The organism is Hoylesella enoeca JCM 12259 (assembly GCF_000613405.1).
GTDB classification, from domain to species: Bacteria; Bacteroidota; Bacteroidia; order Bacteroidales; family Bacteroidaceae; genus Prevotella; species Prevotella enoeca.
The window spans coordinates 35521-48574 of record NZ_BAIX01000004.1 but is presented as its reverse complement, the minus strand read 5'-3'; the positions used below and the strand labels follow the sequence as shown (position 1 = coordinate 48574).

Here is a 13054-nt window from a genome sequence, read left to right as displayed (position 1 = left end):
CCATATAGGCAAGCATCCCACTCTACTTATATCGTAATTAATTATTCAGTTACCTGAACAGTTGCACGACGGTTGAAAGAGATCGGAGACAACTCGTCTACACCACCCTTACCAACAGTTTTGATATTGTCGCGGCTTACACCCATCTTAACCAACTCATCAGCAAGCGTGTTAGCACGACGCTCTGACAGACCTTGGTTGTGCTGCGGTGTACCCGTTGCACTGTCTGCATAACCTGTAACAAGGAGATTCGAGTTGTTGTCCTTGGCATATTGAGCCAATGCGCGAACATTCACGAGGTCCTTCTGAGATGCAATGACAGACTTGTCCAAATTGAAGAAGACAGAGATCGGAGTTGTTACAAACTCTTTCACAGTTTTATCCTCTGCGGGCTTCTGATTTGCCAACATCTCTTTCAGACGTGCATTCTCTGCATTAGCATCGTTGAGCTGTGCATTGAGCGCATCGATCTGTGATTGAGACAATGCCTTGATTGCGTCTACATCAGGTGTTTTCTCCCATGTAGCCTTGCCGAGATTGAAAGTCAAACCAACTTCTGCATAGAAATTATTGTCATGAGAATCCCAACCTCTGTGGCCGTTAGACCTATCGTTTCCATCAATATCGCCTTCCAAACGATTCCAACCAAGTTCGAGATTGACAGCCACTTTTTTGCTAACGCGGAACTCATTCAAGATACCAACACTCAAATCCATTGCGTAGAGGTTAGCACTCATAGAACGGCCAATACCTGCACCGGCAAAGGGAATGAAATTCCAAACGCGATTAGGATTGTAACCGCCAAGTAAGTTGCTTACATTAAACAATGCATGTTCATTCAAAATCCAGTAAGAGTTGTGGTTACCGAAGTTGTTACCGTCATCCACACGCTTACCCCAAATACCCTGGAGTTTAGTACGAAGACCGAGGCCCGGCGTGAACCATTTACCAATTGCTACTGCTGCTGCGGGACTTGAACGGAAATCTTTGAACGGACTTCTGCTCAAACCGAGGCCGTGCTCCTGATTAGAATACCAAGCATTCCACTCTGCACCAACCTGAATGAACCAGTTACTCCAAAAAGAATTGGTAGCAACGCTGTGCTTTTGTACAGGGTCTGCATCCTGTGCCATTGTCGACATAGAGATGCCGGCAAATGCTAATACAATCAATAATTTTCTCATAAACGATGTATTTAATTAATTAAAATGAATTCTTATAACTCACATTCACGTTTAATACGCGGTGCAAAAGTAGCAATAAAATTTAGATTCAATCACATTGGGGATAAAAAAAGCATTCTTTTTCGCTTAAAAGATAACATTTTTTAGATCTTTAACACGTTTTCGGCAGCTTATCCCAATAAATGTTCGATCTCTTGTTGCTTCAAAATGCAAAGCACTTTCTTCCCATCGGGCGTGTAATTGACATTTGAACATGCAAATAATCCATTGACCAACTCTTCCATTTCATCATTACTCAAAACCTGACCTTGTGGAATTGCAGCGTTGCGAGCCATACTCAAAGCCAGCGAACTGTAAATACTTTCAACGGCACTGGCATCTTTTTCTGGTGCCGAAGCTATCATATCACGCACCAACAAGACTGCATTGACACCTTCAAGATCAGCCGGAATAGCATTGATAGCATAACTATTACCACCTAAATCAGTTAATTCGAATCCCATACTTGTCATTTCCGGCAGCACTTTATGAAAGATAACGGACTCGGAAACAGACATTTGGATTACTTCGGGAAACAGTAATTTCTGTGCTGAGTTACGATGTGCCTGCACCTGTTGCATATAGCGTTCATAAAGAATACGCACATGGGCCCGATGCTGATCGATAATCATCAGCCCGGATTTCACAGTTGTCATCACATATTTTCCTTTATATTGATAATGAACGGGTGACTTTTCTGCAAGCATACGATGCTTTTCCGATTCCTGAGAAGCATCCAATTCGGGTGCATCGAATATTGCCGTCTCATGGTCTTGACTTGTTTTCAGTCCTTCATACAACTGCTCCCACTCGGCAGAAGACTGTGTTTTCGATGTTTTACGAGTATTGTCGAAAGGATTATATTGTGGATTATAATCCACTTTCGGCATCTGAACGTTTTCCGAATGCGATCCGAATACAGGAATATCAGGTTTTCCTTGCGTATCGAAATCAATCGTCGGGATAGCAGTGAACACACCGATTGCTCCCGAACTGCAGCTGAAAGGATCTGCCAAACAGCTTGTTCGTTCTCAAATTTGATTTCAGTCTTCGTGGGATGAATATTGACATCGATATCTTCCGGATTCACTTCAAAATAAATAAAATACGGAACTTGCTCGCCGATAGGGATCAATCGATCATAAGCCGCGGCTACCGCCTTATTGAAATAAGGATGCCTCATATACCGATCATTCACAAAAAAGAACTGTTGAACACCTCGTTTGTGTGCAGACTCAGGTTTCCCAACAAATCCATTGATCTTACACATCGTCGTGTCGACATGAATCGGCAAGAGATCTTGATTGAGTCGCTTACCGAACACATCTAAAATACGTTGCCGCAGAGCGCCGGCTTTCAAATGGAAAAGTTCACTTCCATTGCTGTGAAGTGTAAACGTGATTTGCGGATTCACCAATACAATTCGGTCAAAAGCTGCCAGAATATTGGAGAGTTCGGTCGAATTAGATTTCAAAAACTTTCTGCGCGCTGGCACATTAAAAAATAGATTCTCGACCAAAAAATTACTTCCAACAGGACAGGAACATGGTTCCTGATTCTGAAACACAGAACCCGTGATGTTTAGATGCGTACCCACATCTTCCGTTTCCATACGTGTGCGTAATTCAACTTGCGCTACCGCCGCAATAGAAGCCAATGCTTCGCCACGGAATCCCATTGTGTGGAGATTAAATAAATCATCAGCTTTACGAATCTTCGATGTAGCATGGCGTTCGAAAGACAATCGTGCGTCGGTATCAGACATTCCTTTCCCGTCGTCGATCACCTGTATCGAAGTGCGACCGGCATCTACTACAAACACATGGATCGTCTTTGCACCTGCATCGATTGCATTTTCGACAAGTTCTTTGACGACACTTGCAGGCCGCTGAATAACTTCTCCGGCCGCGATTTGATTGGCTACCGAGTCGGGCAAAAGCTGTATGACATCACTCATTGTTACAATTCAACTAAATAAAACCAAACAAACAACAGCACGATGAGCAATAAAATCAAACCTTTAAAACTCATACGTTTTTTACCAACAGCTCCTTTTTGTCTGTATTTTTGCAGATGATGCGTAGCTGCAACAAATGTTCCGGCAATACGATTCTTACGATCACACTCTTCATTCAACATTCCCAAATCTCGACGCGCACACTGTTCGATTTTCTGTAAACGCTCTTTTCGCTCGTCTACATATATATATATATGGTGAAAGCCACGCGGTTTACGCACCTGAAAGAGATTCATGATCATGCTCCTTTCTGTTTTTAGGGCAATTTCGGTACTGCAATCTTTCCCGCAGGCGTATCAATGACTGTCTTTTTTTCAATCGTTTGGAGCGGTGCTTGCTGTCGTTTCACCGTCTGCAAATTAGCTCCGAGTCCTTTTCCACGCCAAATGAAAATATCATTCTTATCTTTCGGTCGGATTTCATTAAACCAAGCAAAACTGTTCAGTTTCATTTTGCTAGGCGGAATCTGTGTCATCGGATAAAGAGTTGCCTCAAACTTATTCGTCCAAATCTTCTCCAACTTACGAGCTTCATTTAAAAACATCCGCATCGTATCGGTTTCCAAATAGTTGAGTCCGATCAGAGAACTGTCTTTATCATCAACAGTGTAATAAATACTCTGCACGTTTCCGATAGCGTCATTACGTCGGAGAACCCCGTTCTTAAAATAAGCGAACATGTCACGAGAAGCTATTTGATTGTAATGAATGGTATCCGGCATCTGTTCAACAGACAAAGCCTGTCCTAAGACATGTGCTTCACGAATGGTGGAATCGGCCATATAAGCTTTGATCACCTCTCCGAGCAACTGTCGACCGGCATTCCACACAATCGGATCTTTATACATTGTCATGCACGAATCTTGCGAATTGAACACCATCGAGTCGCAAACGGCCTGCACATCGGTGCGATAAGCGCGCACATGGGGATAGTAATGTACCTTCCGATAAACCGAGTCTGTATTGATATGAAAAGTAAACAGTTTCATCGTATCAGCATGGGCATAGAGTGTATCACCACGAGAAAATTCCTTGGAAACTGCTCGCTGCGTAGCAAAGCCATATCCGCTCTTCTCGTTATAATACAATTTTCCACACATCAACGACGTTTTATTCTTCTTATCAATGAAGACTACATTCCCGAAACCACGATTAATACCGGTCTTATCATCATAATAAAGACTGTCACCGATGATCGTTTTCTCTTTGTCTACAACTGTCGAACGACCGAAAAGCTGGGCTTTATTGCTATGGGTATTGAAATATCCCTGCTCGGTATGGATCACGCTCGTACCCGAAGTGATCTTCGACGGCCCCACAACATGAGCTAATGATTTGCGGGTATCATAATAGAGCGTGTCGGTTGTGACAAGACGCTTACCGCTCCGCAGCCTTACATTATAATAAAAGGTGGCATCCCGCGTCTTCGTGTTATACTCTCCCCAATCCGAAACCAACTTATCCTTACCGTCAATCAGCGTTCCACCCTCGCGGAAATAGGCATAATCATACAATCGGTCATAGTCAAGACTATCGGTATAAAGCGTTTGCCGACGATGTTTCAACACCACATTCCGCCGTGCTTCCATCAATTGCTGCTGCCCATCATAAAATGCACGGTCGCAGGTCAACGACAATGTGTCGCCTTGATAAAACCGAACATGTCCGAAAGCTCTGAATGAATTGGATTCCTGATAATAGTAAGCGCTATCGCAAAACAGCTGAGCGCCGGAATGACTGAAATGTACCACCCCTTGACAATCTGTGCTTCGGGATTGGGGCCATATATATCATAACTCAACTGATCCGAATGCACCAAATGAACACGATCGTCCTGCACTTTACGCGACCGTTTCCGAACCGCCTGATGAGACTGTGCAATACCGAGTCCAAAAAGACATAGAGCCGCGATCAACGTGACTCTATGTCCATCAATATATCGAATGATTTTTTGCTTGAATGTCATTTAACCCATCCTTCATATTCAAACTGACAGTTTTTATAGCGGTCATTCATCCAAACATACGTGTGTTTGATCTTGTCTACCACCCAATCATGAAGGCGTTTTTCACGCTGTTTGGCCAGCACCACATTCTTCATCACCTGAAAATCTTCCGTGATCGTGGCTTTATGGCTCTCTACCCGACTCTTCAACTTCACAATAGCACAGGCTGTCTTACCCTTATCCGTAATCAACTGAAATGGAGCCGAGATCTCACCGACTTTCAGTGTATCAACGATTCGGGCTATATCGGTGGGCAAATCTTTCATTTTAAACTTGGAAGTGCGGGTTCCTGTCTCTCGATCCATGTTCGCCATGAGGCCATGATTGTTCTTTGTCTCCTTGTCATCAGAGAGATATGCCGTGGCATCTTCAAATGTAAACTTGCCCGAACGGATGTCGTTCGCAATAGAATCTAGCCTCAACTTGGTCTTTTCAATGGCTTCCTCACTCACACGAGGCTTACGGAGAATATGCCGGACATTCACTTTGTCGCCGCGTTTATCAATCAATTGGATGATATGATAACCAAATTCTGTCTCGACAATCTTCGAAATCTTCTTCGGATCAGTCAAATTGAAAGCCACTGAAGCAAATGCAGGGTCGAGCATACCACGTCCGGCATACCCCAACTCACCACCTTGACGGGCCGAATTGGTGTCTTCCGAATACAGACGGGCAATAGTCGCAAAGGTGGTTTCGCCTTTATTCACACGATCTGTATACTCGCGCAACTCGTCTTTCACGCGATTGATCTCCTCTTGCGATATGCGGGGATGGTTCATCAAAATCTCAACCTCCACTTCAGTGGGCACAAACGGAACACTGTCGGCTGGCAAATCCTTGAAATATTGGCGCACATCGGCCGGCGAAACGGCGATGTCTTCCACGATTTTTCGCTGCATCTCCTGAATCAGCATACGATTCTTGAAATCGTCGTGCATATCTTGGCGAATCTGGGTGAGCGACTTCTTATAATACTCCTCCAACTTTTCACGCGATCCGATGCCTGAAATCAAATAGTTGATTTGATCATCTATGCCTTGTGAAATCTGCGATTCTGAGATAGAAATACTGTCGATCGCAGCCTGATGCAGATAGAGTTTCTGTACAGCCAACTGTTCAGGGATGGCGCAATCGGGGTCACCGTTCCATTTAAAGCCCTCTCCTTCACCTTGCAGACGCATCACTTCGACATCTGATTTCAAAATAGGCTCGTCGCCGACCACCCAAATCACTTCATCAACAACACTCGTTGCGGGAATCTTCGGGGTGTCTTTCGCCACACGCGTTGTGTCCGAAGCTGCATAAGTCCCTATCTTACGGGCATTAGCACTCATTCCTACAATGAGCAGAAAGGCAGCAAACCCTACCAGTATTTTATTTTTTGTTTTCATTCATTTATGATCTATCAATGCGCGAATACGCATCTATTTTACTTTTATCAACAACATTCGCCAACATCATTCGTGCGAAATCGTGGCGAGAACAGTTCTATTTATCTCGACGGGATACTTGTCTCTGAGTGCTGACACCCATTCGGTTTCCAATTCATCCTGATAATCTGCCAACACTTGCGAGCGCACATCATCGAGCGTTTTGGGCGCTTTCAATTTCTTGCCGTATACTTCTGCTATCGGAAATTCTGCTTTCCGAACAATCGTTGCAGGTTGTTTGAAAATCGCCTTGTCTATCAAGGCATTATCACCAACTTTAAAATAGCCGACAACGAACGGTATTTCGTCTTCCGATTTGCCGTTAAACGCAGTGCGAATAAGCGTTTCCCACGTTGTAAAAGAGGCTCTTTTGAGTAGCGCCTTGATCTTCTTGGCATCGGCTTTAAATTTCACATGGAAAGCAACTCCTTTGAAACGAGGTTGTTCCCAACGATATTGCTTCTTGTGTTTCTTGAAATAGGCCGACAATTTTTGCTCATTTTGAGTTGACCGGTGACCGATCACACGATCGCGAATGGCACACACCAGTAGTCCTTCTTCATATTCGCGGAGAAGATTCCGACGGTCGGGCGTCAACGCACTCTCCGCTATCGGCTTCTCTGTCGGCGTCTGTCGAGACGTGGCAAACCGTTTTTCGGTTGCGACCAACTGCTGGCGCAATTCCCGTTGATCAACCATCCGTACAAGACTTGCTCGCAACGAATCATAAGGGAGCGTTGATTGTCGGGCCCAAAGCCGAATGATATGCCAGCCGAGTGGCGACATAAACGGGCGACTCACCTCTCCCGGTTGCAACGAATAGGCCTGATCTTCAAACTCTTTCAAGGTCTGTCCGCGGCGAATCCAAGTCATCAGTCCACCATTTAACGCCGACTCGCGATCGTCTGAATATCGGTGAGCCAACGAAGCGAAGTCTCCGCCACGCTGCAAAACGCTGTAAAGCGAATCGACACGCCGTTTGGCCGCAATCTCTTGCCATTTCGTTGCACGCTGGTTTAGCCGAATCAAAATCTGTGCAGGTCTTATCCAGCCGCCCATTTGTGCAACCTTGTGCTGCATTGCCGCATAGACTTGCCGGGCTTCAGCGTCCCTATCAGCATCACCAATCGTTGCCGATATTGCTACTTGTCCCCTATCGGCGTCGTGTATGCGCTTCACAGAGGCCAAAGTGTCAAGGTGCGCTTCGCGGGCAGCCCTCACTTTCAGCTTGTAATCGATAAACTTGCTGAGAAATTCATCGACTGTCAGGCTCTCGACCGCACCCGGAGCGTTATTCTTATGATATAAATACGCAAACTCAGAACGTCTGACAGGTTGTCCACCAATAGTCATCAACGTAGGATCCGACTGTGCGAAGCCGCTGACAAAACACAACAGACAGATTGCCGACAGCACTGTTATGCGCATATTTTGCCTATTCCGGACGTGAGTAATTAGGTGCTTCGCTCGTGATCGTGATGTCATGTGGATGGCTTTCCATCACACCTGCATTGGTGATTCGCACAAACCGAGCCTCGTGCAAACGCTCAATCGACGCTGCACCGCAATATCCCATACCCGAGCGCAGGCCTCCGATGAGTTGATAAATCACCTCTTGCACTGTGCCTTTATAGGGTACTCGCCCGGCAATTCCTTCCGGAACGAGTTTCTTTACATCGTTAGTATCACCCTGGAAATAGCGATCTTTCGAACCGTTTTTCTGTTCCATCGCCTCCAACGAACCCATACCACGATAACTCTTAAACTTCCGTCCGTTGAAAATAATGGTCTCGCCGGGACTCTCTTCGGTGCCGGCCACGAGCGAACCGATCATGACACAGCTGCCACCGGCGGCTAATGCCTTGACCACATCGCCCGAATAGCGAAGCCCACCATCTGCAATCAGAGGCACACCGATGCCTTTCAGTGCGCAGGACACATCGTAAATGGCGCTCAACTGAGGCACACCGACACCCGCAACAACACGTGTCGTGCAGATCGAACCGGGTCCGATACCCACTTTCACAGCATCGGCGCCATTGTCGGCAAGCATTTTGGCTGCTGCACCCGTGGCTACATTGCCCACCACAATATCCACTTTCGAGAAAGAAGATTTGGCTTCACGCAATTTCTCGATCACCGACTTAGAATGTCCGTGAGCCGTATCAATAACGATAGCGTCGGCTCCCGCATCAACCAAAGCCTGCATACGGGCCAGCGTATCGGCTGTAACGCCAACACCGGCAGCCACACGCAGCCGACCTTTTTCATCCTTACAAGCCATCGGTTTGTCCTTAGCCTTGGTAATATCTTTATAAGTGATAAGTCCCACCAAATGATTTTGGGCATCCACTACGGGTAATTTTTCAATCTTATATTCCTGCAATATCTGTGCAGCAGCCGTCAAATCGGTCTGCTGATGTGTCGTAATCAGATTCTCGCTGGTCATCACTTCGTCGATGCTCTTATCCAACCTGCGTTCGAAACGCAGGTCTCTGTTGGTGACAATACCCACCAAATGATTCTCGTCATCAACCACTGGAATGCCTCCGATATGATAATCCTGCATCATGTGGAGGGCATCTTGCACCGTACATCCACGTCGAATCGTCACCGGATCATAGATCATCCCGTTCTCGGCACGCTTAACAATAGCCACCTGACGGGCTTGTTCGTCGATGCTCATATTCTTATGAATAACGCCGATACCGCCTTCTCGTGCAATGGCAATGGCCATCGACGACTCGGTGACGGTGTCCATCGCGGCTGTTACAAACGGAACCTTCAACGAAATATTGCGAGAGAATTTCGTTTCCAATGTTACCGTCTTCGGTAAAACTTCTGAATAAGCAGGGATTAACAGGACGTCATCGAACGTCAGGCCGTCCATTTCAATTTTATCCGCAACAAATGATGACATAGGATTTAAAAATTTATTGCGTGCAAATTTACTAATAAAAATCTAATTCGGCGTGATCTCATGGGCAAAAAACCATGAATTAATGCTATTTAACGAGGCTCTGAATGTGTAAGACAGCATACATGATTCATCTTGTTGCATGCAATTCACAAGGCATCATCGGCAATGCATCGGGCTTCGTTTCTTTGTTTGGGAACTCAATACATCATCAATAGTATTCCCATTAACAGTGAATTGCGTCGCAAAGAAGCATTAGTTAGCGTGCAATTAATCGTTAATCAAAAGAGGGAGGGTGAGAAGTGGACTGGCAAGGAGAGAGCGGAGGTGGGGTGAATGATGAATTGCCCTCCCGTCGAGGGGAGCAAAAGAATGGTAGGAAAGCATTGTTTGAACGGAAAACAAAGGCTGAATTGCGAATTAGTCATACGTGTATCGCATCGTTGTTTGGAAGCACTTGCAGGATGTCTTAACTTTGCATCGCAGTTCGGGATTAACCCGATGCAAAACAAATTTTATTTATCAACCAATTAAAACAATTAAAAGTTATGGCAATTCTTTACAGAATCCACCAGGACAACAGGAAGAACAGCGTGCACAAAGGTAAATGGTATGCACGCGCAGTGATGAACGGAACCGTCGGAATCGATCAAATCGCCGAGGTCATGCAGCGTAACAGCACAGTGAAAAAGAGCGACATTCTCGCCGTGATTACGGAACTCGTGGAGACGATGCAGGATTTCCTGCAAAACTCAATGCGCGTGAAGATCAAGGGTTTGGGTTCGTTCAAGATCGGATTGAAGACCAAAGCGGCCAACAAACCGGAGGATTTCAATGCAGCAGCCAACGTTGTTGGCATGCGCGTGAACTTCCAACCGGAACTCACTATCAGTAAAGACGGTGTGCGTCGGCGTGCATTGCTCAACGGTGCTAAGGTGCAGGAGACGGCCCACAATACGGTCAACTCACGGAAAAAGAAGAAGACTGAGCCAGAAGGCAGTACTCCTTCGCATGCTTAAACGGTATGAGGCGGCCGGAGTAGGACAACGAGTCCGGCCGCCATTTCAACTAATCGATCTCAATTTTATGAATCATCTAAACCATTAAACACAAATGAGTAAAATGAATCTCACGAGCTGGAAGCTCGTCATCAAAGTCATCGTGGCATTGGCCACGGCCCTGCTCGGGGTGTTGGGCGCACAAGAAATGGGCGATCATGAAGCCTGACGATCGTCTGTATTGGCTGATTCTACTGCTGCGCATCGTACTGCTTGTCGTGTCGATCGGCGCTGTGATCAGTTGTTCTATCCTCATCGGCTGAGGCCGATCATTCTCTTCTACGGAGGAGTCCATTGCGGACTCCCCCCGTTTTTATATTCCATTCGTGCAGAGAAACCCTTTATTATTTGGCACTTACGAGATCAATAGTTCTATTCAAACGCTTCATCACACTGCAACTCATGCGTAATCGGAAGACAACTAATGGTTTATTAAAATGCGGTTTATGCTTCGTTGAAAGCCAAGGAAGCATAAACCGCGTTTGGATTGCATTGTTTTCACCTCATTATATAGCGTCGGTTGCTGTTTTCAGCCACGCTTTTTCGGATGCATCAAGATGCGGAGCGAGACGCTCGTAGACTGTTCGATGGTAGGCATTGAGCCACGCTACCTCCTCGGCTGACAGCATTTCGCGGATAATCGGAGTCTTATCGATGGGACAAAGCGTGAGCGCTTCAAACTGCAAAAACTCTCCGAAGTCGGTCGATTTGTATGGAACAGCAAGCAGCGTGTTCTCGATTCGCACGCCAAACTTGCCTGCGAGATAGATGCCGGGCTCGTCGGTCACGGTCATTCCGGCCACAATCGGGGCAGGGCGCCACTCCATTCTGATCTGGTGCGGACCCTCATGCACGTTGAGATAACTGCCTACGCCGTGCCCCGTTCCGTGCAGATAATTGAGCCCCTCACGCCACATCGCCTCGCGGGCGAGGATGTCTAACTGCGTGCCTGACGCGCCTGCGGGGAACTTGCAGCGCTGAAGCCGGATATATCCTTTCAACACCAGGGTATAAACTCGGCGCTGTTCATCAGTAATCGGACCGAGGGCAATAGTGCGGGTAATATCGGTCGTGCCGTCTTCATACTGTGCCCCACTGTCTATCAACACCAATCCGCGAGGCTCTACGGCGACATCGGTCTCGGGCGTAGCCTCATAATGCACGATGGCGCCGTGTTGTTCATACCCCACAATCGTATCGAACGAGACACCTTTAAATAAAGGTTGCTCTGCACGCAGACCCGTCAACATCTCTCTAACGACATTTCGGTCTGTCCGCCGGCCTCAACGGCGGGCTTCAACCAGTGCAGAAACTTGACCATCGCAATACCATCGCGCAGCATCGCACGATGAAAGCCTGCGATTTCAGCTTCGTTCTTCACGGCTTTCAGCGAAGGAACGGGCGATGCCGCAGCCACAATCTGCTTCACGCGAGGCGCGTGAAAGAGCGTGTCGTTGAGCCGGTCGGGATCCAAAAGAATATTATATTCGTCGTAGTCGGCCACCCCTTTCCGCACGTCGGCATAATCATCGATGCCCACTCCCTCGCCTTTGAGGTAGGAAACGACCTCGGGTGTGAGTTTGTCGGGGTCGATATAGAGCGTGACTTGCGCGGAAGAGATGAGCAGAAAAGCTACGAACACGGGATTGCAATGCACGTCTGAACCGCGGAGATTGAGTATCCAAGCAATGTCATCGAGTGCAGATACAAGCGTTCCGTCGGCGTGTTGCGCACGCAAAGCCTTGCGCACACGTTCTATTTTAAATGCAGTGCGCTCGCCGGCAAACTCCATCGGGTGAACGACCACTTTATTCTTGGGTATCGCAGGACGGTCTTTCCAGATGTATTCAAGCGGATCAAAGTTGGTGCGAACAGTGATTCCGCCTTGCTCGCGCAGATCTCTACGCAGCTGTTCGACAAAAGAATGGGAGCACACCCAGCCGTCAACGCCCACCTCGGTAAGGTCAGACGTTTGGAGTTCACGACCGATCCATTCGGCGATGGTCGGCGTCCCGTCAATCCGTTCTTTCATTAACGTAAAGCCTGAACCTTGCAACTGGTCGGCAGCAGCAATGAAATAACGCGAGTCTGTCCACAGAGCTGCGCTGTGCATTGTAACCACCGCCGTGCCCGCCGAGCCGTTGAAGCCCGATATCCATCGGCGACCCATCCAGTGGTCAGGCACATATTCGCCGCTATGCGGGTCTGTACTGGGGAATATAAACGCTGCAAGATGTTCGCGATGCATTACTTCGCGGAGTTCGGAAAGCCTGTCTTGAATCGTTTTCATACATCAATTTTTGGTTTTAACGGCGCTAAATTAAACAATAAATCCGATGCCGACAAATGATTCGCAACATAAAATCTTAACGCCACCCACATTTATCAGAATCTTGGCCGGC

The 13054-nt window shown here is 46.9% G+C and carries 7 protein-coding genes and 3 pseudogenes; 2 read left to right on the top strand and 8 right to left on the bottom strand.

What is annotated here, in order from left to right; translation table 11 throughout:
- Positions 1-41: 41 nt before the first annotated feature.
- The 7 genes and pseudogenes from JCM12259_RS02390 to guaB all read right to left on the bottom strand — a co-directional run bounded on the left by JCM12259_RS02390 (position 42) and on the right by guaB (position 9597).
- Positions 42-1184, bottom strand: coding sequence for an OmpA family protein (locus tag JCM12259_RS02390; protein ID WP_025065274.1), 1143 nt, complete (start codon positions 1182-1184; stop codon positions 42-44).
- A gap of 170 nt (positions 1185-1354) precedes the next feature.
- Positions 1355-3180 (bottom strand): annotated as a pseudogene (mutL, locus tag JCM12259_RS13405) (DNA mismatch repair endonuclease MutL).
- Between the two features lie 2 nt (positions 3181-3182).
- The gene (locus tag JCM12259_RS02380) at positions 3183-3482 is read right to left on the bottom strand and encodes a hypothetical protein (RefSeq protein ID WP_051559097.1); all 300 of its coding nucleotides are present in this window, start codon (positions 3480-3482) and stop codon (positions 3183-3185) included.
- A 14-nt stretch (positions 3483-3496) separates the two neighbouring features.
- A pseudogene (locus JCM12259_RS13400) lies at positions 3497-5205 on the bottom strand (OstA-like protein).
- Complete coding sequence (locus tag JCM12259_RS02370) at positions 5202-6638, bottom strand: peptidylprolyl isomerase (protein ID WP_025065272.1); 1437 nt, start codon at positions 6636-6638, stop codon at positions 5202-5204. Before JCM12259_RS02370 ends, JCM12259_RS13400 begins: the two are co-directional and overlap by 4 nt.
- Before the next feature lie 66 nt (positions 6639-6704).
- Complete coding sequence (locus JCM12259_RS02365; protein ID WP_025065271.1) at positions 6705-8105, bottom strand: peptidylprolyl isomerase; 1401 nt, start codon at positions 8103-8105, stop codon at positions 6705-6707.
- 7 nt (positions 8106-8112) lie between these two features.
- A complete protein-coding gene (guaB, locus tag JCM12259_RS02360; RefSeq protein ID WP_025065270.1) occupies positions 8113-9597 on the bottom strand; it encodes an IMP dehydrogenase in 1485 nt (494 codons plus the stop codon).
- A 545-nt stretch (positions 9598-10142) separates the two neighbouring features.
- Between guaB and JCM12259_RS02350 the strand changes: the two genes are divergently transcribed.
- Positions 10143-10613 carry an HU family DNA-binding protein gene (locus JCM12259_RS02350; protein ID WP_025065269.1) on the top strand — a complete coding sequence of 157 codons (471 nt, stop codon included), beginning with the start codon at positions 10143-10145 and terminating at the stop codon, positions 10611-10613.
- A 94-nt stretch (positions 10614-10707) separates the two neighbouring features.
- A complete protein-coding gene (locus tag JCM12259_RS16665) occupies positions 10708-10821 on the top strand; it encodes a smalltalk protein (protein ID WP_234396529.1) in 114 nt (37 codons plus the stop codon).
- Positions 10822-11158: 337 nt separating this feature from the next.
- Here the strand turns inward: JCM12259_RS16665 and JCM12259_RS13395 are convergent.
- Positions 11159-12942, bottom strand: a pseudogene (locus tag JCM12259_RS13395) (aminopeptidase P family N-terminal domain-containing protein).
- Between the last annotated feature and the right edge of the window lie 112 nt (positions 12943-13054).